Raw genomic sequence first — 25,062 nt, 5'->3', positions numbered from 1 at the left:
CCGGAGGTACGGCTCAGCCGAAGGTGTAGGAGCGCCAGGGCCGCCAGACCTCGTCGGCGTCGAACCGGGAGAGGCCGAAGCCCGGCACCGCGAACGCCGCCCGGAAGCCCCGGACCTGCTCGTACGCCTGGTCCAGCACGTCCTCCGACAGCCCGTGCGCCACCGTGACGTGCGGGTGGTACGGGAAGGCCAGCTCCCGGGCCAGCGGACCGGAGCGGATGTCCGCCTCCAGCAGCCGGCACTCCTGGGCGCCCTCCTCGACCCGGACGAAGACCACCGGCGAGACCGGGCGGAAGGTACCGCTGCCGCGCAGCAGCATCCGGAACGGCCGGTGCGCGCGGGCCACCGCCGCCAGGTGCTCCTCGATCTTCGGCAGGTCCGCCGCCGCCACCTCGGTCGGCGGCAGCAGGGTGACGTGCGTGGGTATCGACCGGGCCAGCGGATCGCCGAACCCGGCCCGGGCGTCCTGGACCGCCGTGCCGTACGGATCCGGGACGCTCACGGACACGCCGATGGTGACGATCCCGGGGACGTCGCCCAGGGCCGCGGAGCCCGCCGGCGCGGAGAGCGAGGAGCGACAAGCGGCCGACGGGGCGGGGCACGCCCCGGTGCCGGACGCCGGCACCGGGTCCGGACGCCCGGAGGCGAAGGGCGCGTCGCCGCCACCGTCGGGCAGGCTCGTCTCCCGCGTCACCGCTTGGCGGCCTGGAGGAAGCCGATCCGGTCGTACACCGTCTCCAGCGTCTGCGACGCCACCGCGCGGGCCTTCTCCGCACCGATCGCCAGCACCCGGTCCAGCTCGGCCGGGTCGTCCAGGAAGGTGCGGGTGCGCTCCTGGAAGGGCGTCACCCACTCGGTGAACAGGTCCGCCAGCTCGGTCTTCAGGGCGCCGTACATCCGGCCCTCGAAGTGCGCGACCAGCTGGTCGATCGACTGGCCGCTGAGCGCGGAGTGGATGCGCAGCAGGTTGGAGACGCCGGCCTTCTCCTGCTCGTCGTAGGAGACGACGGTGCCGGTGTCGGTGACGGCGCTCTTGAACTTCTTGGCGCTGATCTTCGGCTCGTCGAGCAGGTTGACCAGGCCCTTGGCCGAGGAGGCGGACTTGCTCATCTTGGCGCCCGGGTCCTGGAGGTCCAGGATCTTCGCCGTCTCCTTGAGGATGTACGGCTTGGGCATGGTGAAGGTCGGGCTGTAGCGGGTGTTGAAGCGCTCCGCGAGGTCCCGGGTGAGCTCCAGGTGCTGGCGCTGGTCCTCGCCGACCGGCACCGCGTCCGCCTGGTAGAGCAGGATGTCGGCGATCTGCAGGACCGGGTAGGTGAACAGGCCGACCGAGGTGCGGTCGCTGCCCTGCTTGGCGGACTTGTCCTTGAACTGGGTCATCCGGGCGGCCTCGCCGAAGCCGGTCAGGCAGTTCATCACCCAGCCGAGCTGCGCGTGCTCGGGCACGTGGGACTGGATGAACAGGGTGCAGCGCTCCGGGTCCAGGCCCGCGCCGAGCAGCTGGGCGGCGGAGATCCGGGTGTTCTGGCGCAGCGTCGCCGGATCCTGCTCCACGGTGATCGCGTGCAGGTCGACCACCATGTAGAAGGCGTCGTTGGCCTCCTGGAGATCGACCCACTGGCGGACCGCACCGAGATAGTTGCCCAGGTGGAACGAGCCGGAGGTGGGCTGGATGCCGGAGAGTACCCGGGGACGGTCCTTGACCGGACCAGTGACCGCTGCGTTGACCATGCGGGCCATTGTTCCAGTTCCACCGACCGGTCAGGAAACCTCTGCCCCGGGAGGTTCCGACAGTGTGACCGCACTCACCCCGACCCGGGCGATCCGACGGCCCTCCAGCTTCGTCACCGTCAGCCGGACCTCCTCGGCCCCGATCGGGATCCGGACCTGGTCACCGTCGACGGGGAGCCGGCCGAGCGCCGCCACCAGGCAGCCCGCCACCGTCTCGTAGGGGCCCTCGGGCAGTGTGACGCCGGTCTCCTCGGTGAAGTCGCCGAGGTTCAGCAGGCCGTCCAGCTCCATGGCCCCGCCGGCCAGCCGGCGGGTGGTGCTCGGCTCCTGGGAGTCGTACTCGTCGCGGATCTCGCCGATCACCTCCTCGACCAGGTCCTCCAGGGTGACGATGCCGGCGGTGCCGCCGTACTCGTCCACCACGATGGCCAGGTGGTGGCCCTCGCGGCGCATCTCGCCCATCGCCGCCAGCACCCGTTTGGTGCCGGGCAGCAGCTTGATCGGGCGGGCCAGGTCGCGCACCTTCACCGCCTGCTCGCCGCGGGCGCCGTACAGGTCGCGGACGTGGACGAAACCGGTGACCGCGTCGTAGCTGCCTTCGACCACCGGGTAGCGCGAGTGCGGCGAGGAGTCCGCCTGCTCGCGGACCTCGGCGAGCGGGCGTTCGGCGTCCAGGAAGGTCACCTCGGTGCGCGGGACCATCACCTCGCGCAGCTGGCGCTCCCCGGCCGCGAACACATCGGCGATCAACGCCCGTTCGTCGCTGCCGAGTTCGGTGTTGGTCGCGACCAGGCCGCGGAGCTCCTCGGAGCTCATCGAGCCGCGGCCGGCCGCCGGGTCGCCGCCGAGCAGGCGGACCATCAGGTTGGTGGAGTGGCCGAGCAGCCAGATCACCGGGCGCAGCGCCACCGACATCACGTCCACCACCGGGGCGGCCAGCACGGCGATGGAGTCGGCGCGCTGCAGGCCGATCCGCTTGGGGGTGAGCTCACCGAGCACCAGCGAGGCGTAGCTGATCAGCAGGGTGAGGCTTACCAGGGCGAGCGCGTCGGCGAGGCCCACGGAGAGCCCGGCCCGGACGAACAGCGGTGCCACCTTGCCGGCCAGGGTGTCCGCGCCGAAGGCGGCGGAGAGGAAGCCCATGCAGGTCACCCCGACCTGTACGGCGGCCAGGAAGCGGTTCGGGTCGGCCGCGAGGTGTGCGGCCCGGGCCGCGCGCCGGGTCCCGCGCGCCTCCAGCGACCTGATCTGGCCCTCGCGCAGCGAGATCAGCGAGATCTCGGCGACGTTGAACAGGCCACCCAGCATGATGAAGACGAGGACGAGTGCCGCGTCCTCCAGGGTTTCGTTCACAGCGGGTCAGTGTAGGGCGACGGCCCGCCGTCTCCGGTGAAGGAGGCGGCGGGCCGTCGGAGGTCCTGCCGGGGCCGGGCCCGATTGCCGGGCCCGGAGGGCTCAGATGAGGCCGAGCTCCGCGACGGCGTCGCGCTCCTCGACCAGCTCCTGGACCGAGGCGTCGATGCGACCGCGGGAGAAGTCGGAGATCTCCAGACCCTGGACGATCTCGAAGGAGCCGTCCTTGGTGGTGACCGGGAAGGAGGAGATCAGACCGGCCGGGACGCCGTAGGAGCCGTCGGAGACGACACCCATCGAGGTCCAGTCGCCCTCGGCGGTGCCGTTGACCCAGGTGTGCACGTGGTCGATGGCGGCGTTGGCGGCCGAGGCGGCCGAGGAGGCGCCGCGGGCCTCGATGATGGCCGCGCCACGCTTGGCGACGGTCGGGATGAAGTCGCCCTCCAGCCAGGCCTGGTCGGCGCCGACGGCCTCGAAGGCCGGCTTGCCGGCGATCTCGGCCTGGAAGATGTCCGGGTACTGGGTGGCCGAGTGGTTGCCCCAGATGGTGACCTTCTTGATCTCCGACACGGCGGCACCGGTCTTGACGGCCAACTGGCCGAGCGCCCGGTTGTGGTCCAGGCGGGTCATCGCGGTGAAGCGCGAGGCCGGCACGTCCGGGGCGTTGCGCTGGGCGATCAGGGCGTTGGTGTTGGCCGGGTTGCCGACGACCAGGACCTTGATGTCGTCCGCGGCGTGGTCGTTGATGGCCTTGCCCTGCGGGCCGAAGATGCCGCCGTTGGCCTGCAGCAGGTCGCCGCGCTCCATGCCCGCGGTGCGCGGACGGGCGCCGACCAGCAGGGCCACGTTGGCACCGTCGAAGGCCTCGTCGGCGCTGGCGGTGATCTTGATGTCGCGCAGCAGCGGGAAGGCGCAGTCGACAAGCTCCATCGCGGTGCCCTCGGCGGCCTTCAGACCCTGCGGGATCTCCAGGAGGCGCAGGTTCACCGGCACGTCGGCGCCGAGCAGGTGGCCCGAGGCGATGCGGAAGAGCAGCGCGTAGCCGATCTGGCCGGCCGCTCCGGTGATGGTGACGTTGACGGGGGTGCGGGTCATTTCTACCTTCTCCAGCAAATCGCCAGGCGCCCCAGGCACACCGGCGCACTGGAGCCGAGGATGATCTCTCGACATCGAGAGACCGGCGTCAGGTTATCGCAAAGCGAAGCGTACGCCGCGGGTGCGGTGGTGGCTGATTGGTCACAGACGATGACGACCCCCGCCCGGTGCGGGCGGGGGTCGCCGGGACGGCTCGGGCGGTCGGGGCCCGGCCGCTCAGTGCTTGGGACGCCCGATCAACTGGCCGATGTTGTCCAGCAGCGGGATCTCCAACCACGGGTTGGGCTGGGCCATCAGCGTCAGCAGCACGATCGAGAGCCCGAGGAAGGTCAGCACGATCACGTCGGTGAACCGGCTGCGCACCGCCAGCATGCCGACCTCGGGCAGGACCAGCCGCAGGAGCGCGCCGAGCAGCACGCCGCCGCCGAGGATCAGCAGCCCGTACTTGAAGCCGTCCTTGAAGTCGGCGAACCAGGTGACGGCCAGCCCTGCGCCGACCATCAGCAGCACGACGGTTATCGGCCACTGGCGCACCGGCAGGGCGTGCTCACGCCCCAGCGCCGCCGCCGAACCCTCGGGGGGCAGCGTCCCGGTGGTCTTCACCGGCCTGCGCCGGGAGCGCACCGGCCGTGGCTCGCTCATGCGCCCACCTCGCCGCGCTCGGCCGCCGCGTCGCGGAGCGCGCGGCTCCCCGGCGTTCGCTCGGTCCGCCCGTTCATAGCTCGCCGTCCCTCTGGTGTCGGATCGCTGGTGCTCAGATGCCGGCGCGGCGCTCGGCCGCCTCGACGATGTTGTTCAGCAGCATGGCGCGGGTCATCGGGCCGACGCCGCCCGGGTTCGGGGAGATCCAGCCGGCCACCTCGGCCACGCCCGGGTGGACATCGCCGACGATCTTGCCCTCGCTGCGGCTGACACCGACGTCCAGCACGGCCGCGCCGGGCTTGATGTCCTCCGGCTTGACCAGGTGCGGCACACCGGCGGCCGCCACCACGATGTCGGCCTTGCGCAGGTGGTAGGCGAGGTCCCGGGTGCCGGTGTGGCACAGGGTGACGGTGGCGTTCTCGCTGCGGCGGGTGAGCAGCAGGCCGATCGAACGGCCGACGGTGACGCCGCGGCCGATCACGACGACCTCGGCGCCGTTGATCTCCACGCCGTGGCGGCGCAGCAGCTCGACGATGCCGAGCGGGGTGCAGGGCAGCGGGCCCTCGATGCCCAGCGCGAGGCGGCCGAGCGAGGTGGGGTGCAGGCCGTCGGCGTCCTTGTCCGGGTCCATCAGCTCCAGAACGGGGTTCTGGTCCAGGCCCTTGGGCAGCGGGAGCTGGACGATGTAGCCGGTGCAGGCCGGGTCGGCGTTGAGCTCGCGGACGACGTTCTCGACGTCCTCCTGGGTGGCGGTGGCGGGCAGTTCGCGCTGGATCGAGGCGATGCCGACCTCGGCGCAGTCCTTGTGCTTGCCGTTCACGTACCAGCGGCTGCCGGGGTCGTCACCGACCAGGACAGTGCCGAGACCGGGCGTGACGCCCTTGGCGCGAAGGGCCGCCACACGGGCGGCGAGTTCGGACTTGATCGCGGCGGCGGTGGCCTTGCCATCGAGAATCTGGGCAGTCATGACCCCATTCTCCCGGATCCCGGAGGCGGACCGCGCCAGCCCCGGTGGCACCGCCCCCGGGACGTCCGACGGTGCGAAAGCGTTCGGACCACGTTGCGGTTGCGCCACAGTCCGGTCCGCCACGCGGGCGCGGCTGGACAGCGCCGGGCCGTCCGGTTGACGATGAGCGGGCATTCCCTGCCGCCTCCGGCCCGGTGACGGGCCGACGGACCAGCGGCGGGGCGTACCCGGGGGAAGAACAGAGTGAGCCGACCACACCACACCGTGCCGCCCGACCGCCACGGCCGCGTGCTGCCAGGACCGCAGCCGTCGATGCTCCCGTTCGCGCCGGACCGGCGCCACCCACGCTCCTGAGCCGTGCCGGCGGGCGTCGGACCGTTCACGCCCCCGTTGTCACCGCGCTCCGCTATCGTCCCGTCCGCCCGGCAAGGTCGGCCCGCCGGTGCGTTCCGGGCCCTGCGCTGCCCTGTCCCACGTCCCCACATCCTGCCCGGAGGCATCGATGAGTTACCCGCCCGACCCGAACAACCCGTACGGCCAGCAGCCCCCGCCGCAGGGGTACGGCTACCCGCAGCAGGCCCCGCCGGCCGCCGGGTACGGCTACCCGCAGCAGCCGCCGCAGGCCCCGCAGTACGGCGTGCCGCAGCAGCCGGCCTACGGGTACGCGCCGATGCCGGGCACCATCCAGGCCAACAACGGCTACATCAACATCGCCCAGCTGGGCACGGTGAAGATCGCCACCATGGGCCAGCGGTTCCTGGCCCGGCTGATCGACGGCCTCGCGATCGGCGCGGTCGTCGCGCTGGTGATGGCGCTCGGCCTGGCCAGCGCGCTCGGAATCGCCAAGGACAGCCAGGACTGCAGCGCCAAGTACACCTACGGCGGCTCCAACTCCGCGTACTACGACTGCCTGAACGCCAACAACGACGCGGCCGCCGGCTTCTTCGTCACCATGATGATCATGGTCGGCGTGCTGTCGGTGTTCAACCTGCTCTACGAGTGGCTGATGGTCTCCTTCGCGGGAGCCACCCTCGGCAAGCTGGCCCTGGGCCTGCGCGTCGTCAAGGAGAGCAACGGCCAGGTCCCCGGCCTGGGCGGCGGCTTCATCCGCTTCATCATCCCGATCGTCGGCGCCTTCCTCTGCTACATCGGCGCGGCGCTGGTCTACCTGTCCCCGTTCTTCGACAACTCCGGGAAGCTGCAGGGCTGGCACGACCGTGCCGCCGGCACCCTGGTGATCAAGAAGTAGCGCGCACCGGACGAACGGCAGAGCGGCCCGGCCCCCTTCGCGGGGGCCGGGCCGCTCTGTCACGTCGTCACCTCGCCGGCGTCGCCGCCGGCCTTCCGCGTCAGTGGAAGAAGTGGCGGGTACCGGTGAAGTACATGGTCACGCCGGCCTGGGCGGCGGCGGCGACGACCTCCTCGTCCCGGATCGAACCGCCGGGCTGCACCACGGCCTTGACGCCGCCGTCGAGCAGGATCTGCAGGCCGTCCGCGAACGGGAAGAAGGCGTCGGAGGCCGCGTACGAGCCGCGGGCCCGCTCGCCGGCCCGCTCCACCGCGAGCTTCGCCGAGTCGACCCGGTTGACCTGGCCCATGCCGACGCCCACCGAGGCACCGCCCTTGGCCAGCAGGATCGCGTTGGACTTGACGGCCCGGCAGGCCCGCCAGGCGAAGGCCAGCTCGGCCAGCTCGGCCTCGGAGAGCGCCTCACCGGTGGCCAGCGTCCAGCTCGCCGGGTCGTCGCCCGCGGCGTGGATCCGGTCGGCGTCCTGGAGCAGCACGCCGCCGGAGATCGGGCGCACCTCCTGGCGGTTGGCCGGCGCCTCGGGGGCGACCAGCACCCGCAGGTTCTTCTTGCGGGCGAGCACCTCGACGGCGCCGTCCTCGTAGCCGGGGGCGACGACGACCTCGGTGAAGATCGGGGCGATCTGCTCGGCCAGCTCGACGGTGACCGGGCGGTTGACCGCGATCACGCCGCCGTACGCGGAGACCGGGTCGCACTCGTGCGCCTTGCGGTGCGCCTCGGCGACGTCGGCGCCGGTCGCGATGCCGCACGGGTTGGCGTGCTTGATGATCGCGACGGCCGGCTCGGCGTGGTCGTACGCGGCACGGCGGGCGGCATCGGTGTCGACGTAGTTGTTGTACGACATCTCCTTGCCGTGCAGCTGCTCGGCGCCGGCCAGGCCGCCGGTGCCGTCGCTGTACAGCGCGGCGCCCTGGTGCGGGTTCTCGCCGTAGCGCAGCACGTTCTGGCGCTCGTAGGTGGCGCCCAGGAACTCCGGGAAGCCCTCGACGTCGCCGGCCGCGTAGCCGGCCTCGAACCAGGAGGCCACCGCGACGTCGTACGCGGCGGTGTGCGCGAACGCGGCGCCGGCCAGACGCTTGCGGGTGGCCAGGTCGAAGCCGCCCTCCTGGACGGCCTTCAGCACGTCGCCGTAGCGGGCCGGGTCGACCACGACGGCGACCGACGGGTGGTTCTTGGCCGCGGCGCGGACCATGCTCGGGCCGCCGATGTCGATCTGCTCGACGCACTCGTCCGGGGTGGCGCCGGAGGCGACGGTGGCCTTGAACGGGTAGAGGTTCACCACGACCAGCTCGAAGGGCTCGACGCCCAGCTCGGCCAGCTGCGCGCGGTGCGACTCCAGGCGCAGGTCGGCGAGGACGCCGGCGTGCACGCGCGGGTGCAGCGTCTTCACGCGCCCGTCGAGACACTCGGGGAAGCCGGTCAGCTCGGAGACCTCGGTCACCGGGACGCCCGCGGCGGCGATCCGGCCGGCGGTGGAGCCGGTGGAGACGATGACGACCCCGGCGGCGTGCAGGCCCTGGGCCAGCTCCTCCAGACCGGTCTTGTCGTACACGCTGATCAGCGCGCGGCGGATCGGACGGACGTTCTCGGAGACAACGGGCGTGGTGGGGGCGGCGCTCATGCCGGGATCCATACCTTTCGGTCCTCGATGCGGTGACCCTCGCGGGCCAGCCGGCCCACGATGTCGACGAGCAGCTTTCGCTCGACAGTCTTGATGCGCTCGTGCAGCGCTTCGCCGCCATCGGCGTGGTCGGCGTCGGTGACCTCGACGACGCCCTGCGCGATGATCGGCCCGGTGTCCACACCGGCGTCGACCAGGTGGACGGTGCAGCCGGTGACCTTGACCCCGTACGCGAGCGCGTCGGTGACGCCGTGGGCGCCGGGGAAGGAGGGCAGCAGCGCGGGGTGGGTGTTGATGATCCGCCCGGCGAAGGCGGCGACGAACCCGGAGCCGAGGATCTTCATGAAACCGGCCGTGACCACGAGGTCGGGCTCGTGGGCCGCGACGGAGGCGGTCAGCGCGCGGTCCCAGTCGGCACGGTCGGCGAAGTCCTTCAGCCGGTGCACGAAGACCGGCAGCGCGGCGCGCTCGGCGCGCTCCAGGCCGGCGATGCCGTCACGGTCGGCGCCGACGGCGACGATCTCCGCGCCGAAGGCCGGGTCGGCCGCCGCGTCGATCAGCGCCTGCAGATTGGTACCGGAGCCGGAGACCAGCACCACCAGGCGGGCCGGGCCGGGCGTGCGGGGCGGGAAGAGCTGGGCGGGGGCGGCGGCCACTGCGCGATTCTCCGTAGGTCGGGCGCCGCCCGCTGGTACATCCACCGGCGGTGGGGCCACTACGAACGGCAGGTCGAGCGAGAGGGGACACCGGAGAACCCGCCGCGACGCGGGCCCCGGGGAACCTATCCGAGCTGCTGACCGTCACCACGATAACGGCTGGTCGGACGGCCCCTGAAACGCCCTGACGGCGCTACGCGCGTAGTTGAGACGGGGATCTCCATCGGGTGCCGTTCACCCGCCGGCCGCCCGCCGGCCGCCTGCGGGCAGGACGGGGTGGGGGTGCGGGCGGCCGGCGGCGGGGGTGCCGCCGGGGGGGGGCGGCCGGGGCGGCCGCCCGGTCGCGCGTTCGCCGGTGCGGCGCGACCCACCCCGAAAGCAGGCCGCCGAAGGCCCCACGGGCGGCTGCGGGATCATAGGGTGGCGCGGGCGTCCGCCCCACCGACCGAGAAGGAATGGCTGAACCATGAGCAGCGGTGACAACACCGGCGAGCGCAATCCCTTCGCGCCGCCGCCGGCGGATGCCCCGGACCAGCCGTGGCAGCCGCGCAACCCCGGCCCCACCGAGGGTTCCGGCGCTCCCGACGGCGAAGGGAACCCGGACGAACGCCCGCAGGTCCCGCCGCCGCACCCGTGGAGCCCCGGCCACCAGGGCGGTGGCTGGCACCCCCGGCCGCCGGCCCCGCAGCCGCCCAAGCTCGACCCGAACGACCCGGCGCAGCGCAAGGCGCGCAACGCCGCCCTGGCCGGCATGGGCGCGCTGGTGTGCGCGTTCGCCTCGCTGCACTACGTGGCGCTGTTCGTCGGCGCGCTGGCCATCGTCTGGGGCGTCACCGCGATGCGGGCCCCCAAGCCGGCCGCCGCCAAGCCCGCCGCCACCGGCGACACCACCGGGAGCGGCCCGTCGGCGCCCGCCGCCGGGGAGAGCGCCGCCCCGAACCCGCTGACTCCGGCGGCCCTCGCCGGGGTGCTCACCGGCGCGATGACGGTGGTCTTCGTCTCCTCGGTGATCGGCCTCAGCCTCTACTACGACGACTACGTGACCTGCGTACGGGACTCGCTCACCTCGACCGGCGCGGACAACTGCGAGCGGCTCGCGCCGAAGTGGTACGTGGACATCACCACGAAGAGCGAGTGAGCGGGTAGCGGGGCGGCGGAGCCGGTCAGTCCGCCCCGCCCGGACCGTCCACACGGTCCGCGCCCGCCGCGCCGTCGGCCGACCGGCCCAGCCGCAGCACCACCGCGTACGCACGGGAGCGCAGCAGCAGCGCGCCCCGGCGGGCGAAGCCGACGGGCCCGCCACCACCGCCCGCGTCCCCGCCGGCTCCCGTTCCGAAGGCGCCGCCCGCCCGGAAGGTGCCGCCCGCCCCGGCGCCCAGCATCCGGGCCCGCGTCAGCAGGGCGCCCGGGACGGCCACCACGGCGATCCAGCCCGCCGCCGCCAGCCCCGTCCGCCACGGCACCGGGCCCAGCTCCGCCATCCGGCCGCCGGCCAGCGCCCCGCCGGAGAGCCAGCCGAGCACCGCGGCGGCCGCACCCGTCAGCAGGGCCACCGTCAGCACGGCGACGGTCGTCCCCGCCGGGTGCCACCCGGCAGCGGGCTCCGCGACCTCCGGCCGGTCCAGGTCGTCCCGCTCGTCCAGCTCATCCAGCTCGTCCGGGTACGGCGGACACCGGTCCGGGTAGCGGTCCGCCCGGTCCGGGCCGGCCGGGCGCCGGGCGCCGTTCGCCGCCGCCCGGCCCAGCAGCAGGGCCGGGACCACCCCGGCCAGCGCGGGCAGCAGACAGACCAGCAGCCGCCACCCGCCCGCCCCGGGCTCCGCCATCAGGGCGAACAGCGGAAACTCCGGTACCGGCCCCAGCACCGTGCCGGCCGGCGCCACCACCGTCCCCGTCCCGGCCGCGAACCCGGGGCCGAGCGCGTAGGCGGTACCCCAGAGCACCGCGTTCGGCAGCAGCACCACACTGAGCAGCAGCAGTCCGGCCGCCGCGGCCGGGCCCTGCGCGAGCGCCGCCGCACCGTGGCCGCCACCGGTCACCGCGTCCAGCACCGCCGCCACCCCGACCACCACCGCGCCCGCCGCCACCAGCCCCGCCCCGGCCGCCGGCACCGCCGTCCGGACCACCGCCGCTCCCCCGTCGAAGAAGGCCCAGGCGGGTACCCGGTCCAGCACCCGCTGCCGCAGTGCCTGCCAGGACGGCGACGTCGGCCAAGACGTCGGCAGGGGCGTCGGCCAAGACGTCGGCCGGGGGTCACCGGCCGCCCCGTCACGCCCCGGTGCCCGGTGGGCCGTCCGGGCGCCGGCGGCCGTCGCGGCGCCCGCCAGCAGCGCCACCACCAGGAGGTCCGGCACCGCCCGCGCCCGGAACCAGCCGGCCCCCGAACACTGCGCGACCACCGCCACGGCGACCGCGCAGTAGCCGCACCACACCGCCAACGGGCCGCTCCACCGCGGTCGCAGCCGACGCCGGGCCGCCGCCCGGGCACCCGCGCGGTGGAGCTGGGCCACCGCCAGCAGGCCGAGCAGCAGCGGAGTCACGGTCAACGGGGCGTCCAGCGCGCCGCGCAGCACCGGCGCGCCGTGCCCGAGCAGCCAGAGCACCCCGGCCAGCCGAACGGCGCCGGCCGCGCCGTCGTCCGCGTACGGGGTCACCACCCAGAGTCCGAGCACCGGCACGGCGACCACCGCCAGGCCGAGCAGCGCCGTCCGCACCCCGGTGAGCACATCGGCCAGGACGGGCCTGGCCCCCAGTTCGCCCGGCACTTCCAGGATCGGACGGCCCATCAGCTGCGTCATGCGCCTCATGGTGCCAAGGCGACTCGCCATGCTCCGTGAAGAGGCAAACCACCGTCGTGTCCCAGATTATTGGCTTATGCGCATTTTCAGACCCTGCCCTCATGCCGTCGCCCCCGCTCCGGCCCGGAGCGTCTGATGACCACGCCGCCGACCGCCGAGCGCCCACCCGGCGCCCCCGCCACCCACTCCACCACCCGGCCCACCGCCTCCGCCGACCCGCCCGCACCGCAGGGGCGCCCCGGAAAGGGCCGGGCCGGACGCGGCCGGGGCGCGAAGGCCGGGAAGGGCGCGACGGCTCCCACCACCGCCGGAGCGGCGCGCACCACCGAGACCGGCGCGACGGCCGACGCACCCGGCGACGGACCCGGCGACGGACCGACCGCCGAATCCGGCGGCCGCCAGGACGAGGCGCTCCGGCTGCTGCGGCAGCTGACGCCACGTGAAGCCCAGGCCCTGGCCCAGCTCGCGGCCGGCCGGGACCTCGCCCAGTCGGCGGCCGCGCTCGGTGTCACCCCGGCCACCGCGCGCAGCTACCAGCACCGGGCCATGCGCAAGCTCGGCACGCGCACCCACGCCGAGATCGCCGCCTTCGCCGCCCTGCTGAGCCCCGCTCAGAGCGCGGCCACGCAGCAGGACCCGTCCACGGGTCGGAACGCGTCCACGGGCACCACGGGCCCGCCGGACGGCCCCCGGCGCGACGCCCCGGCGGGTCAACCGGCCGGGCGGGACCGGCGCGGGCACGGCAAGGCCCGGCCGGCCGCCCCGAACAGCCCCGACCCCGCCGCTTCCCCCCGGACACCGAGCGCCGGGGACGGCACCCCACCGCGACCGGACACCACGAAGGCCCCCGTCCGGCCGGACACCACCGCGGCTGACACCACCGGGGCGGCCGGTCCGGCCGCCGGGGGCACCGAGCGCCCCCGTACCGGCGGCGGCACCACCACCGGCCACGCCCCGGCCCCCGGGGGCACCGCGCGGCCGAACGGCCGCGAACCCGCCGCCACCGGCCAGGGCACGGCAGGCACCACCCGGCCCGCACCCGCCGCCCCCGTGGCCGCCGCAGCCGTCCCCGCCGCCGCCCCGCCGCCCGCGCCCGTCCGCTCCTTCGAGGAGCTGTACGAGGCCGCCCACACCCGGCTGGTCCAACAGGTGTTCCTGCTCACCTCCTGCAAGCACCGCGCCGTGCACTGCGTACGGCTGGCCTTCGGCGAGGCCCGGCGGCGCTGGGACGAGGTGGCGGCCGGGGCCGATCCGGAGGGGTGGGTACGGGCCCGGGCCTGCGAGGCGGCGCTCTCACCGTGGCACCGGGGCGGTCCGCGCCGGGCACACGTCTGGCGGCTGCCGCACCGGCGGATCAAGGTCCGCCCCGCCGACGAGTCGCAGGCCGTGCTGCCGGACCACGACCGGCTCACCGACCGCGACCGCGCGCTGCTCAAAGCGCTCAAACGGCTCTCCCGCCCCCAGCGCCGCGCCCTGGTGCTGCACGACGGCCTGGGGCTGCCCGCCGGCGCCGTGGCCGTCGAGGTGGAGTCGACCGTGGCGGCGGCCGAGGGCCGGGTCTGGGCGGCCCGCGCGGCGCTGGCGCACTGGGTGCCGGAGCTGGTCGGGTCCGACCCGGCCGCGGCGGGCTTCGCCGACCGGCTCGCCGGGCTGCTGCACCGGGCCGCCGTCCGCGGCTGCCCGCAGGCGCACCGGCCACCGGTCCCGCTGCTGCGCGCCCGGCACGGCCTGGCCGACGCCACCCGGACCGGGGCGGCGGTACTGATCACGCTGGCGGTCGGCGGCGCGGCGGCGGCGACACTGGCCGGCAACGGCCCGGGGTCGCTGTTCCACCGGCCCCCCGAGGCCGTGGAACAGTCGGTCTGCGGCGCGGTCAACGGCTCCGCCGTCCCCCTCGTCCCCGACGGCCCGCTGACCGGCATCCGCAGCCTCTGGTGCAGTCCGACCCCGGGCGTGGAACCGGTCGTGCTGGACCCGCCGCCGCCCCGGGCCCCCCGGTGGGAGCTGCCGGCCGCCGGCCGCGCCCCGGCGGCCCTGCCCCCGCCCGGACCGGCGGTGGGGCCGTCGGCCTGCACCCGCTGGGCGCTCCGCCCCTGCCCGGGGGACCACTAGCCGGGGCAGCCCCCTACAACGGCGAGCGCCCCCGCCCGGAGGTCCGGACGGGGGCGCTCGACACGCGGGGAGCGTCAGCCGTTGATCAGCTCACGCGCCAGGCGGGCGGTCTCGGACGGCGTCTTGCCGACCTTGACACCGGCGGCCTCCAGGGCCTCCTTCTTCGCCTGCGCGGTGCCCGAGGAGCCGGAGACGATGGCGCCGGCGTGGCCCATGGTCTTGCCCTCGGGGGCGGTGAAGCCCGCGACGTAGCCGACGACCGGCTTGGTGACGTGCTCGGCGATGTAGGCCGCGGCACGCTCCTCGGCGTCGCCACCGATCTCACCGATCATGACGATGAGCTCGGTCTCCGGGTCCTCCTGGAAGGCCTTGAGAGCGTCGATGTGCGTGGTCCCGATGACCGGGTCGCCACCGATGCCCACGGCCGAGGAGAAGCCGATGTCCCGCAGCTCGTACATGAGCTGGTAGGTCAGGGTGCCCGACTTCGAGACCAGGCCGATCTTGCCGGAGCTGGTGATGTCGGCCGGGATGATGCCGGCGTTCGACTGTCCGGGGCTGATCAGGCCGGGGCAGTTCGGGCCGATGATCCGGGTCTGGTTGCCCTTCGAGCCCGCGTACGCCCAGAAGGCGGCGGTGTCGTGCACCGGGACGCCCTCGGTGATGACGACGGCCAGGCCGATCTCGGCGTCGATGGCCTCGACGACGGCGTCCTTGGTGAACTTCGGCGGCACGAAGATGACGGTGACATCGGCACCGGTCTTCTCGATGGCCTCGGCGACGGAGCCGAAGACGGGCACCTCGGTGCCGTCGACGTCGACCGTGGTGCCGGCCTTGCGCGGGTTCACACCGCCGACGATCTGGGTGCCGGAGGCGAGCATGCGGCGGGTGTGCTTCATGCCCTCGGAGCCGGTCATGCCCTGGACGATGACCTTGCTGTCCTTGGTAAGGAAGATAGCCATGGTGAGAGTTCCCTTCCTTACTTGTTGGCCAGCTCGGCGGCGCGGTCGGCCGCACCGTCCATGGTGTCCACCTGCTGAACCAGCGGGTGGTTGGCGTCGGTCAGGATCTTGCGACCCAGCTCGGCGTTGTTGCCGTCCAGGCGGACGACCAGCGGCTTGGTGACCTCGTCGCCCTTGCTCTTCAGCAGCTCCAGGGCCTGCACGATGCCGTTCGCGACGGCGTCGCACGCGGTGATGCCACCGAAGACGTTGACGAAGACCGACTTGACGTCGGGGTCGCCCAGGATGATCTCCAGGCCGTTCGCCATGACCTCGGCCGAGGCGCCGCCGCCGATGTCGAGGAAGTTGGCCGGCTTGACGCCGCCGTGCTGCTCGCCCGCGTAGGCGACCACGTCGAGGGTGCTCATGACGAGACCCGCGCCGTTGCCGATGATGCCGACCTGGCCGTCGAGCTTGACGTAGTTCAGGCCCTTGGCCTTGGCCGCCGCCTCGAGCGGGTTGGCGGCGGCCTTGTCCTCGAGCGCCTCGTGCTCGGGCTGGCGGAACTCGGCGTTCTCGTCCAGGGAGACCTTGCCGTCGAGCGCGATGATCTTGCCGTCGCCGGACTTGATCAGCGGGTTGACCTCGACGAGGAGGGCGTCCTCCTTGATGAAGACGACCCAGAGCTTCTGCAGGACATCGGCGACCTGGTCGGCGATCTCCGCCGGGAACTTCGCGGCGGCGACGATCTCGGCGGCCTTCTCCGGGGTGCAACCCTCGTTGGCGTCGACCGGGATCTTGGCGAGCGCCTCGGGGTTCTCCTCCGCGACGACCTCGATCTCCACACCGCCCTCCACGCTGGCCATGGCCAGGAAGGTGCGGTTGGTGCGGTCCAGCAGGAAGGAGACGTAGTACTCCTCCTTGATGTCCGCGGTCTGGGCCAGCATCACCTTGTGCACGGTGTGGCCCTTGATGTCCATCCCGAGGATCGCCTCGGCCTTGGCGACGGCGTCCGCCGGGTCGGCGGCGAGCTTCACGCCACCGGCCTTGCCTCGGCCACCCACCTTCACCTGAGCCTTGACGACGGCGCGGCCGCCGAAGCGCTCCGCGATGGCGGCAGCGTCTGCGGCGGTCTCGATGACATCACCGTCAAGCACGGGAACCCCGTGCTTGGCGAAGAGGTCCCTCGCCTGGTACTCGAACAGGTCCACGTGTTTGTCCTTGTTCGTGGTCGCGGATTGTGTCTCTACGAGCGTGCCACGGCAGGATCTTCGCTGCGGGTCGTCGGGGCGGTGCGGGTACGCAGAGGTACGGCCTTGCGGCCCACACAGCCACGGGCGCACACGTCAATCAACACGCGCGTCACGTCCGTCTGGCAGGTTATCCCCGGACGACGGGCGTGTTTCGCCCGGGACCGGCCCGGCTTGGGTGAGAACCGTCACAGCGAGGGCCGCGACCGACTGCCGTGTGCCCTGGTCGGCAGGTCCGCAGATCAGCGGTCCGGCCGGGCCCGGGTTCGCTCGTCCGGGTGAACCCGCGCACCCCGGCCCTACCCGCCCGGCCTCGGTACCGGGACCGGCCGCTTCTCGATCGCCGCCGCCATGACGTCCGGGAAGGCGTCGGGGGTGCAGGCGAACGCCGGGGCGCCGAGCGCGGCCAGGGCGGCCGCGTGGGCGTGGTCGTACGCGGGCGCACCTTCGTCGGAGAGCGCGAGCAGGGCGACGAACTGGACGCCGGCCGCCTTCATCGCCGCCACCCGCCGGAGCATCCCGTCCCGGATGCCGCCCTCGTAGAGGTCGCTGATCAGCACCACCACCGTCTCGGACGGTCGGGTGATCTTCGACTGGCAGTAGGCCAGCGCGCGGTTGATGTCGGTGCCGCCGCCGAGCCGCGTCGCGAACAGGACCTCCACCGGGTCGCTGAGCTGCTCGGTGAGGTCGACCACCGAGGTGTCGAAGACCACCAGCCGGGTGTCCAGCGTCCTCATCGAGGCCAGCACCGCGCCGAACACCGCCGAGTGCACCACCGAGGGGGCCATCGAACCGGACTGGTCGACGCAGAGGATGACGTCCTTGCGCACCGCGCGCCGCGCCCGCGCGTGGCCGACCAGCCGCTCGGGGACGACGGTGCCGTACTCGGTCAGGTAGTTCCTCAGGTTGGCCCGGACGGTGCGGTCCCAGTCGATGTCGCGGTGGCGCGGACGGTTCACCTTGGCACCGCGGTCCAGCGCGCCGCCCAGGGTGGCCCGGGCCCGGTCGGCGAGCCGGCGCTCCAGCTCCGCGACCACCGTGCCGACCACCGCGCGGGCGGTCTCCCGGGTGGTCTCGGGCAGCGCGTCCTTCAGCGAGAGCAGGGTGGCGACCAGGTGGACGTCGGGCTCGACCGCCGCCAGCATCTCCGGCTCCAGCAACAGCCGGTCCAGGCCGAGCCGGGTGATGGCGTCCTGCTGCATCAGCTGGACGACCGAGGTGGGGAAGTACGCGCGGATGTCCCCCAGCCAGCGCGCCACCTGCGGAGCCGACCCGCCCAGTCCGGCGGCGCGCCGGCCGGACCGCCCGGCCCGGCCCTCCTGCGGCGCGCCCCGGTACAGCGCGGCGAGCGCGCCGTCCATCGCGGCGTCCCGGCCGCGCAGCACGCGGCCGGTGCCGTCCGCCTCACCGCCGAGCACCAGGCGCCAGCGGCGCAGCCGCTCCTCGGCGGCGAGGGTGGCGGTCGTGGTCGGCTCTGCCATCAGGTGCTCCTTCCGGTACGTCCGGTACGGGGTCGGGTGGTGCGGCGGGTCAGGTGGTGTGGCGGGTCAGGTGTTGCGGCCCTCGGCCTGCCGGGGGATCCGCGCCGGTCCGCCGGGGTGGACCGGGCAGCCGGGCAGGCCGAGCAGCAGGGCGACCACGGGGACCGCCGCGTCGGCGCGGGCCGGGTCGAGCCCGGGGCCGGTGCCCGCCGTCGCCGCCGGCTCGGCGTCGAGCGGGCCGGCCGCGACCCGGCTGCCGACGGTGGTGCGCACGCCCGCCTCCAGGGCGGAGAAGGTGCGGCGCAGCAGCGGCAGCACATCGGTGAAGGCCTCGGCCGGCACCCCCGTCAGCCACGCGTCGAGCAGGCCCAGCAGTCGGGGGTCGTGCAGCAGCAGGGCGCCGCCGCCGGAGAGGAAGCCCTCGATCCAGCCGGCCGCGTCCGCCGGGGCGTTGGCCGGGGAGAGGACGAGGCCCATCCGGCGGCCGGCCTCCTCGGAGTCGAGCCGTTCGTCGTCCAGCAGCAGCCGGACGGCGCGGCCGCGCAGCAGGCCGGGCACGCCCGTGGCGAGGCCGCCGACCGGTTCGCGGCGGGCGAGCGCCCGCAGGGTCGCGGCCCACCGGTCGGCGAGCCCGCCGGCCGGCTCCAGCAGGCCGATGGCGCCGTGCACCTCGTCGAGGTGGCCGCGCATCGCCTCCGCGCCGGCCGCGTCCAGCCCGGTGCAGCCGGCCGGCAGACCGACGCAGATCCGCTCGGCGAGGCCCGCCGCGACCTCGCCGAGCGCGCCGTGGTCGGTGCCGCGGACGTCGCCGTAGCGCAGCGCGCGGACCAGCGCGGGCAGGGCGCCCGCGAGATGGGCGACGTCGGTGTCCAGCGCGGCGCAGTCGGCGAGCACCCGCATCACGGCGGGCAGCGCCCCGGGCAGGCCGGCCAGCAGGCAGGTCTCGACCAGGGCGGTCAGCTCGGCGAGCTCCACCGCGGCCCGCGCCGCGCCGACGGCCCGGCCGACCGCCGCGTCCTCGACGGTGGTGCCCCACTGGGCGGCCTCGACGATCCGGACGGCGAACTCGGGCTGCCAGCAGAGCCGCCAGCTCTCCCGGAAGGTGCCGGTCGAGGTGACGGCGGAGCGGCTCGGCACACCCCAGTCGACGCCGAGCAGCCGCAGCCGGTGCAGCAGCCGGGAGCGCGCCGCGTCGGTCTCCTCGCGCAGGTCCAGGTCAAGCTCCCGCGGCTCCACCGCCGGCTTCAGCCGCAGCGAGCGCCGCAGCCGGTCCAGGTCCCGCTGCAGCGGGACCGCCGGCGCGCCGTCCGGCACCTGGCCGAGCGCGTCGCCGGTGACCAGGCGGTCGTGCACCAGCGCCAGCGCGACGTCCGAGCCGTCGCACAGCACCGCGCGGACGGCGTCCAGGGTCTCGGTCAGCCCGGCGAGCGGGCGGCCGCGCAGCACCGCCAGGGTCCGGGCCAGCCGGACGGCCTCGATCACGTGCGCGGAGGACACCGGGTGGTCCTCGGCCCGCAGCAGTTCGGCGGCCCTGGTCAACCAGCGCGGCAGCGGATCGCCCGCGGTGGTGAACAGGTGGTGGTACCAGCCCGGCGAGACGATCCCGGCGCCGTAGCCGCTCCGCTGGGAGAGCCGGCGGTGCGTCCACGGCACCCAGGTGATGTCGGTGCGCACCTTCTTCGGCAGGCCCGCCAGCACCGCCCGGTCATGGGCGACGGTCGGCCGGGAGGCCAGCGCCGGTACGTGGAACGCCCCGCAGACCACCGCGATCCGCCGGTGTCCGGCCCGCTCGGCGGCCCGGATCTGCCGGCGCATGTACGCCTCCCGCAGGTCGTCGCGCCGGGCCGGACCGTCGGCCGCCCCGCCCTCCCGCAGCGCCGCCATCGCCTCGGCGACCGCGGCGAACGGGGCCAGCGGGTCCGTGCCGGGCGAGCGGTGCTCGATCACGTCCTCCCACCAGCGCTCCGGGTCGTCGCAGCCGGCGGCCCCGGCGAGCAGCCCGATCGGGTCCCCCGCCCGTTCGTCGGGCCGCGCACCCGGCCCGTCCGGCTCACCGGGCCCGTCGGCCAGGCTGTAGGCCGCCGGGAGGTCGATGAAACGCACCGGTACGCCGGCGTCGAGTCCGTACCGGATCGCCACCCACTCCGGGGAGAACTCGGCGAACGGCCAGAAGGCGGCCCTGGCCGGGTCGTCCACGGCGTGGGCGAGCAGGGCGACCGGTGGCACCATGTCCTTCTCGGCCGCCAGTCCGACGATCGGGTCGGCCTCCGGCGGCCCCTCGATCAGCACCGCGTCCGGCCGCAGCCGCTCCAGCACGGCGGCCACCGCGCGGGCCGAGCCCGGGCCGTGGTGCCGTACGCCCAGCAGCGTCACCTCTGCGCTCATCGCGCCCTCCCTCCTCGTACCTCGAACTGCCTCGAACCGCCTCGGCCCGCACCGAAGTGCTCCAGCCCGCTCCGGCCTCAGCGGGTGTGTTCGCGGGCGGCGCGGTAGAAGTCCTTCCAGCCGTCCCGCTCGCGCAGCACGCCCTCGACGTACTCGCGCCACACCACCTGGTCGGCCACCGGATCCCGGACGACGGCGCCGAGGATGCCGGCCGTGACGTCCCCGGCCCGCAGCACGCCGTCCCCGAAGTGGGTGGCCAGGGCCAGGCCGTTGGTCACCACCGAGATCGCCTCGGCCGTCGACAGCGTGCCGCTCGGCGTCTTGACCTTCGTCCGGCCGTCCACCGTGAGACCGGCCCGCAGCTCGCGGAAGACGGTCACCACCCGCCTGATCTCCTCGGCGCCACCGGGCAGTTGCGCCAGCTCCAAGGAGCGGCCGAGCTGGTCGACCCGCCGGGTGACGATGTCCACCTCCTCGTCCAGCGAACCGGGCAGCGGCAGCACCACGGTGTTGAACCGCCGGCGCAGGGCGCTCGACAGCTCGTTGACACCGCGGTCCCGGTCGTTCGCCGTGGCGATCAGGTTGAAGCCGCGCACGGCCTGCGTCTCGCCGCCCAACTCCGGTATCGGCAGCGTCTTCTCCGACAGGATGGTGATCAGACTGTCCTGCACGTCCGCCGGGATCCGGGTCAGCTCCTCGACCCGGGCGACCTTCCCGTCCGCCATCGCCCGCATCAGCGGCGACGGCACCAGCGCGTCCCGGCTCGGGCCCTCCGTCAACAGCCGGGCGTAGTTCCACCCGTACCGGACGGCCTCCTCCGGCGTGCCGGCCGTGCCCTGCACCAGCAGGGTCGAATCACCGCTGATCGCGGCCGCGAGATGCTCCGACACCCAGGTCTTCGCGGTACCCGGCACGCCGAGCAGCAACAGCGCCCGATCCGTGGCCAGCGTCGTCACGGCGACCTCGACGATCCGCCGCGGCCCGATGTACTTCGGGGTGACGACGGTGCCGTCCGGCAGCTCGCCGCCGAGCAGGTACGTGGCGACCGCCCACGGCGACAGCCTCCAGCGCTCGGGCCGCGGTCGGTCGTCCTGCGCGGCCAGCGCGGCCAGCTCCGCGGCGAAGGCGTCCTCCGCGTGCTGGCGCAGAACGTCGGTCATAGGGGGGGCTCCTTCGGGTCGGCCGCCGGACACACCGGTGGCAGGCGGCGGGGTGATCGGGGGGAGCCAGACCGGCGTCCCGGCCTGCGGGAACAACCCTGCACCGGACCACTGACAATCCTGACCGGACCTCAGTTCGGCCACCCGGCCTGTCAGTCCCCCCGCCTACCGTCGTGGGCATGGAGGAACGCTGGAGCACCGAACACATCCTGTCGCTGGCACCCGACGCGAGCTCGCAGAAGGCCGCGGGCAAGCTCTCCTCGCCCGCGCCCTGGTCGGCCACGGGCACCGACGGCGCCGCGCTCTGGGGCGAGTGCGAGGGCAGCGGCCGGACGCCGTACCGCACCGCCGTCGAACTGGCCGTGCCCGCCTACTCGTGCACCTGCCCGAGCCGGAAGTTCCCGTGCAAACACGCGCTCGGGCTGCTGCTGCTCTGGAGCGGCACCCCCGAGGCCGTCCCGGCCGGCGAACCGGCCGACTGGGCGTCCGACTGGCTGGCGGAGCGCCGCGACCGTGCCGGGCGGCGCGCCGCCGCCCCGGCGGACCCGGCCGCCGCCCGCCGCCGGGCCGAGAAGCGCCACGCCCGGGTGGCCGCCGGGGCCGGCGAACTGCGCCTGCGGCTGGCCGACCGGATCCGGCACGGCCTGGCCGACCGGTCCGCCACCGGCCCCTGGGAGGAGGTCGCCGCCCGGATGGTCGACGCCCAGGCCCCCGGCCTCGCCACCCGCGTCCGCGAACTCGACACCGCGCCCGGCTCCGACCTCCTGGAGGAGTACGCCATGCTCCATCTGCTCGCCACCGCCGCCACCCGGATCGACGAGCTGCCCGCCCCGCTCGCCGCCACCGTCCGGGCCCGGGTCGGCTACCCCGCCGACACCGCCGACGTGCTGGCCGGCCCCACCGTCCGCGACCGCTGGTACGTCCTCGGCAGCCGCACCGCGCCGCTGGAGGGCGGCGCCGACGAGCGCCTCACCACCCGCCGGCTGTGGCTGCGCGGCGCCAAGACCGGCCGCCACGCCCTGCTCCTCGCCTTCGGCCGCCCCGGCCGGGCCCCCGAACTCGCCCTCCCCACCGGCCGGCTGCTGGAGGCCGAGCTCGCCTTCCACCCCGGCGCCCGCCCGCTGCGCGCCGCCCTCGGCACCCGCTACGGCGCCCCCGGGCCGGGCCCCGCCACCCCGCCGCCGGGCCTCACGCCCGCCGAGGCCGTCGCCGGCTACGGCACCGCGGTCGCCGACGATCCGTGGCTCGACGCCTGGCCCACCGTCCTGGCCGACGTCGTCCCCGTCCTCACCCCCGACGGCTGGCACCTCACCGACGGCCGGCACACGCTCCCGGTCCACCGCGGCGCCGCCCCCGAGTCCGCCCTCTGGCGCCTCGCGGCCGTCTCCACCGGCCGCCCCCTCACCGTCTTCGGCGAGCACGGCCACCGGGGCTTCGCCCCGGTCACCGCCTGGGGAGCGGACCACCGCCCGATCGACCTGACCGCCCCGTAGGCCCGGTCCGATCCCCGGTCCGACCCCCGGGCGGGCGCGCAGCCCGGCCCGCACGCCCGCGCGCGGCGCCCCGAGGAGGCCGCGCAGCCCCCTCCGAGCGCCTCCGAACAACGCCCACCGACCCGCAGGAGCCCCGCGTGCCGCTCTCCACCCCGACCCCGGCCGACCCCTGGGAGACCCTCCGGACCACCGCCCTCCTCGGCACCGACCGCCGCCCGTTGCCACTCCCCGCAGCCGGCGACTCCCCCGCCCACCGGGCCGTCGACCGCACCGACCCGGCCACCGCCCTGCTCGAACTCGCCGCCCTGGAGACGGTCCGCCGCCGCGCCGGCGCCCGTCCGGCCCCCGCCACCGAGGCCGTCACCGCGCCGCTCACCACCCCGGCCCCCGAGGACCACCGGCCCGAGCTGCCCGCCCCGGCCGCCCGCCGGCTCACCCTCCTGCTCGGCGGCCGGGGCACCGGCTCCGCCGGCAGCCTCGCCAACCTCACCGAACTGCTCCCGCAGTGGCTCGCCACGGCCCGGGCCCGGGGCTTGCGCCCGCCCGCCGCCGCCGTCCCGGCCCTGCTGGACGCCGCCCGCGGCCGGACCGAGCTGCGCCCCGACGCGGTGGCGCTGGCCGGCCCCCTGGGCCGCTGGCTCGCCGCCCGGAACCCCGACTGGCGGTTCGTCCTGCGCACCACCGCGGACCCGGCCGACGACTCCGCCGGGCCCGTCGGAGCCGCCGGAGCCGCCGGACCGGCGGTCGCCCCCGGGGGCGACCACCTCTGGCACGAGGGCCTCTTCGCCGAGCGCGTCACCCACCTCACCGCGCTGCGCCGCACCGACCCCGTCGCCGGCCTCGCCCTGCTCGTGAGCACCTGGCCCACCGAGCGCGCCGAGGACCGCCTACTCTTCCTGGACGCCCTCCAGGACGGCCTCTCGCTCGCCGACGAGCCCTTCCTCGAAAGCGCGCTGGGCGACCGGAGCAAGAACGTCCGCGCCACCGCCGCCGAGCTGCTCTCGACCCTCCCCGGCTCCACCCTCGCCCACCGGATGGCCGAGCGCGCCCGCGCCGCCGTCCGCCTCTCCGAGCGCGGCACGCACCTGCTCGTCACCCCGCCCACCGCGTGCGACGCCGCGATGCAGCGGGACGGCATACCGCTCAAGTCGCCCACCGGGCGCGGCGAGCGGGCCTGGTGGTTCGGCGAGGTGATCGCCGCCGCGCCGCTCCCGCTCTGGTCGGAGTCCACCGGTCTGACGCCGGGACGGCTGCTCGGCCTCCGGGTGGGCGACAGCATCGACGAGACCAACAGCAGCTGGGCCGACGACCTGCGCGAGGCCTGGGCCCGGGCCGCCGTCCGCCAGCAGGACGCCGACTGGGCCCGGGCGCTGCTGGGCCCGGCGCCGGCCCCCGCCCCGGGCGGCCGCACCGGCCGCGGCGTCCGGGCGCCGCGGAGCACCGGCGCCCCCGCCAAGCTGCTCGCGGTCCTGCCGCCCGCCGAACGCGCCGCCTGGACGGCCGCGTTCATCGAGGTGCACGGCCTCGGTGAGGCCTTCCAGTTGCTGGGCGCCTGCGCGACGCCGTGGACGCCGCCGCTGTCCACCGCCGTCGTCGCGGCCCTCGCCCGAGCGGCCGCCTCCGGCGCCTACCCGTGGAGCCACAGCGGGGTGCTGGGCATGACGGAGCGCGCGCTCTCCCCCGGGACGGCCGCCGCCGTCGAGGAGTTGGCGGCCGGGTCCGCACCCGCCGGGGCCTGGGCCGAGACCTTCGCCCGGCTGGCCGGCACCCTGCGCTTCCGGGAGGCCATGCTCGCCGAGCTCGGCGCCTGACCGCCCGCCGCCGGGAACGGCGGAGGGCGCCTGACCGCCCGCCGCCGGGAACGGCGGAGGGCGCCTGACCGCCCGCCGCCGGGAACGGCGGAGCCGGTACGGGGCACCCCCGTACCGGCTCCGCTCAGAACTCGACGACGCCTCGGCGGGCGGCCGCCCGAAACGGGGCCCTCAGGAGCCGAAGCGACGGCTCCGGGCCCCGACGCGGCGCCCCGGGGAGCCGCCTGCCGCGACGGCGCGCGCGACCGGCGCGCACCCGG

The 25,062-nt window shown here is 75.1% G+C and carries 19 protein-coding genes; 5 read left to right on the top strand and 14 right to left on the bottom strand.

The window, feature by feature from the left end; translation table 11 throughout:
- Positions 1-13 precede the first annotated feature (13 nt).
- From ACIQTO_RS04430 to ACIQTO_RS04405, 6 genes are all read right to left on the bottom strand, one after another.
- Positions 14-694 (bottom strand): 2'-5' RNA ligase family protein, encoded by a 681-nt coding sequence (locus ACIQTO_RS04430; protein ID WP_402382596.1) that lies wholly within the window; start codon positions 692-694, stop codon positions 14-16.
- Positions 691-1,731 (bottom strand): tryptophan--tRNA ligase, encoded by a 1,041-nt coding sequence (gene trpS / locus ACIQTO_RS04425; RefSeq protein WP_402382594.1) that lies wholly within the window; start codon positions 1,729-1,731, stop codon positions 691-693. The genes ACIQTO_RS04430 and trpS overlap by 4 nt, the downstream gene beginning before the upstream one ends.
- 30 nt (positions 1,732-1,761) lie before the next feature.
- Positions 1,762-3,084, bottom strand: coding sequence for a hemolysin family protein (locus ACIQTO_RS04420; protein WP_402382591.1), 1,323 nt, complete (start codon positions 3,082-3,084; stop codon positions 1,762-1,764).
- A gap of 102 nt (positions 3,085-3,186) precedes the next feature.
- Positions 3,187-4,179, bottom strand: a complete 993-nt coding sequence (locus ACIQTO_RS04415; protein ID WP_402382588.1) for a malate dehydrogenase — start codon at positions 4,177-4,179, stop codon at positions 3,187-3,189.
- 216 nt (positions 4,180-4,395) lie between these two features.
- Entirely contained in the window at positions 4,396-4,821 is a 426-nt protein-coding gene (locus tag ACIQTO_RS04410; protein WP_380574571.1) for a DUF3017 domain-containing protein, read from the bottom strand.
- A 112-nt stretch (positions 4,822-4,933) separates the two neighbouring features.
- Entirely contained in the window at positions 4,934-5,788 is an 855-nt protein-coding gene (locus ACIQTO_RS04405; protein ID WP_387892687.1) for a bifunctional methylenetetrahydrofolate dehydrogenase/methenyltetrahydrofolate cyclohydrolase, read from the bottom strand.
- Positions 5,789-6,290: 502 nt separating this feature from the next.
- On the opposite strand from ACIQTO_RS04405, the gene ACIQTO_RS04400 reads away from it, so the two are divergent.
- Positions 6,291-7,037 (top strand): RDD family protein, encoded by a 747-nt coding sequence (locus tag ACIQTO_RS04400; RefSeq protein WP_402382584.1) that lies wholly within the window; start codon positions 6,291-6,293, stop codon positions 7,035-7,037.
- Between the two features lie 100 nt (positions 7,038-7,137).
- Here ACIQTO_RS04400 and purH read toward each other — a convergent pair whose 3' ends face one another.
- A complete protein-coding gene (purH, locus tag ACIQTO_RS04395; RefSeq protein ID WP_402382582.1) occupies positions 7,138-8,718 on the bottom strand; it encodes a bifunctional phosphoribosylaminoimidazolecarboxamide formyltransferase/IMP cyclohydrolase in 1,581 nt (526 codons plus the stop codon).
- Positions 8,715-9,374 carry a phosphoribosylglycinamide formyltransferase gene (gene purN, locus ACIQTO_RS04390; protein ID WP_402382579.1) on the bottom strand — a complete coding sequence of 220 codons (660 nt, stop codon included), beginning with the start codon at positions 9,372-9,374 and terminating at the stop codon, positions 8,715-8,717. The genes purH and purN overlap by 4 nt, the downstream gene beginning before the upstream one ends.
- A 466-nt stretch (positions 9,375-9,840) precedes the next feature.
- On the opposite strand from purN, the gene ACIQTO_RS04385 reads away from it, so the two are divergent.
- The gene (locus ACIQTO_RS04385) at positions 9,841-10,512 is read left to right on the top strand and encodes a hypothetical protein (protein ID WP_402382576.1); all 672 of its coding nucleotides are present in this window, start codon (positions 9,841-9,843) and stop codon (positions 10,510-10,512) included.
- A gap of 25 nt (positions 10,513-10,537) precedes the next feature.
- On the opposite strand, the gene ACIQTO_RS04380 is transcribed toward ACIQTO_RS04385, so the two are convergent.
- A complete protein-coding gene (locus ACIQTO_RS04380; protein WP_402382573.1) occupies positions 10,538-12,172 on the bottom strand; it encodes a DUF6350 family protein in 1,635 nt (544 codons plus the stop codon).
- Positions 12,173-12,307: 135 nt separating this feature from the next.
- On the opposite strand from ACIQTO_RS04380, the gene ACIQTO_RS04375 reads away from it, so the two are divergent.
- A complete protein-coding gene (locus ACIQTO_RS04375) occupies positions 12,308-14,284 on the top strand; it encodes a LuxR C-terminal-related transcriptional regulator (protein WP_402382570.1) in 1,977 nt (658 codons plus the stop codon).
- A gap of 74 nt (positions 14,285-14,358) precedes the next feature.
- On the opposite strand, the gene sucD is transcribed toward ACIQTO_RS04375, so the two are convergent.
- The 5 genes from sucD to ACIQTO_RS04350 form a co-directional block, all read right to left on the bottom strand.
- Positions 14,359-15,243, bottom strand: a complete 885-nt coding sequence (sucD, locus tag ACIQTO_RS04370) for a succinate--CoA ligase subunit alpha (RefSeq protein WP_402382567.1) — start codon at positions 15,241-15,243, stop codon at positions 14,359-14,361.
- A gap of 17 nt (positions 15,244-15,260) precedes the next feature.
- A complete protein-coding gene (sucC, locus tag ACIQTO_RS04365; protein WP_402382564.1) occupies positions 15,261-16,433 on the bottom strand; it encodes an ADP-forming succinate--CoA ligase subunit beta in 1,173 nt (390 codons plus the stop codon).
- Between the two features lie 338 nt (positions 16,434-16,771).
- Entirely contained in the window at positions 16,772-17,953 is a 1,182-nt protein-coding gene (locus ACIQTO_RS04360; protein WP_402382561.1) for a VWA domain-containing protein, read from the bottom strand.
- 66 nt (positions 17,954-18,019) lie between these two features.
- A complete protein-coding gene (locus ACIQTO_RS04355) occupies positions 18,020-20,338 on the bottom strand; it encodes a DUF5682 family protein (RefSeq protein ID WP_402382558.1) in 2,319 nt (772 codons plus the stop codon).
- Positions 20,339-20,415: 77 nt separating this feature from the next.
- Complete coding sequence (locus ACIQTO_RS04350; protein WP_402382555.1) at positions 20,416-21,498, bottom strand: AAA family ATPase; 1,083 nt, start codon at positions 21,496-21,498, stop codon at positions 20,416-20,418.
- Between the two features lie 179 nt (positions 21,499-21,677).
- On the opposite strand from ACIQTO_RS04350, the gene ACIQTO_RS04345 reads away from it, so the two are divergent.
- Entirely contained in the window at positions 21,678-22,991 is a 1,314-nt protein-coding gene (locus ACIQTO_RS04345) for an SWIM zinc finger family protein (protein WP_402382552.1), read from the top strand.
- 137 nt (positions 22,992-23,128) lie between these two features.
- A complete protein-coding gene (locus tag ACIQTO_RS04340) occupies positions 23,129-24,802 on the top strand; it encodes a DUF5691 domain-containing protein (RefSeq protein WP_402382549.1) in 1,674 nt (557 codons plus the stop codon).
- Positions 24,803-25,062: the final 260 nt, after the last annotated feature.

It is taken from the genome of Kitasatospora sp. NPDC091207 (assembly GCF_044768625.1).
Classification (GTDB): domain Bacteria; phylum Actinomycetota; class Actinomycetes; order Streptomycetales; family Streptomycetaceae; genus Kitasatospora.
The sequence above is the reverse complement of the archived record's forward strand: the minus strand, read 5'-3'. Positions and strand labels throughout refer to the sequence as shown.

Coding starts and splice junctions, on each gene's coding strand:
- sucD (WP_402382567.1), bottom strand. CDS start 15,243: ATGGCTATCTTCCTTACCAAGGACAGCAAGGTCATCGTCCAGGGCATG.
- ACIQTO_RS04375 (WP_402382570.1), top strand. CDS start 12,308: ATGACCACGCCGCCGACCGCCGAGCGCCCACCCGGCGCCCCCGCCACC.
- ACIQTO_RS04350 (WP_402382555.1), bottom strand. CDS start 21,498: ATGACCGACGTTCTGCGCCAGCACGCGGAGGACGCCTTCGCCGCGGAG.
- trpS (WP_402382594.1), bottom strand. CDS start 1,731: ATGGTCAACGCAGCGGTCACTGGTCCGGTCAAGGACCGTCCCCGGGTA.
- ACIQTO_RS04410 (WP_380574571.1), bottom strand. CDS start 4,821: ATGAGCGAGCCACGGCCGGTGCGCTCCCGGCGCAGGCCGGTGAAGACC.
- ACIQTO_RS04385 (WP_402382576.1), top strand. CDS start 9,841: ATGAGCAGCGGTGACAACACCGGCGAGCGCAATCCCTTCGCGCCGCCG.
- ACIQTO_RS04405 (WP_387892687.1), bottom strand. CDS start 5,788: ATGACTGCCCAGATTCTCGATGGCAAGGCCACCGCCGCCGCGATCAAG.
- ACIQTO_RS04380 (WP_402382573.1), bottom strand. CDS start 12,172: ATGACGCAGCTGATGGGCCGTCCGATCCTGGAAGTGCCGGGCGAACTG.
- ACIQTO_RS04360 (WP_402382561.1), bottom strand. CDS start 17,953: ATGGCAGAGCCGACCACGACCGCCACCCTCGCCGCCGAGGAGCGGCTG.
- purH (WP_402382582.1), bottom strand. CDS start 8,718: ATGAGCGCCGCCCCCACCACGCCCGTTGTCTCCGAGAACGTCCGTCCG.
- ACIQTO_RS04355 (WP_402382558.1), bottom strand. CDS start 20,338: ATGAGCGCAGAGGTGACGCTGCTGGGCGTACGGCACCACGGCCCGGGC.
- ACIQTO_RS04415 (WP_402382588.1), bottom strand. CDS start 4,179: ATGACCCGCACCCCCGTCAACGTCACCATCACCGGAGCGGCCGGCCAG.
- ACIQTO_RS04345 (WP_402382552.1), top strand. CDS start 21,678: ATGGAGGAACGCTGGAGCACCGAACACATCCTGTCGCTGGCACCCGAC.
- ACIQTO_RS04400 (WP_402382584.1), top strand. CDS start 6,291: ATGAGTTACCCGCCCGACCCGAACAACCCGTACGGCCAGCAGCCCCCG.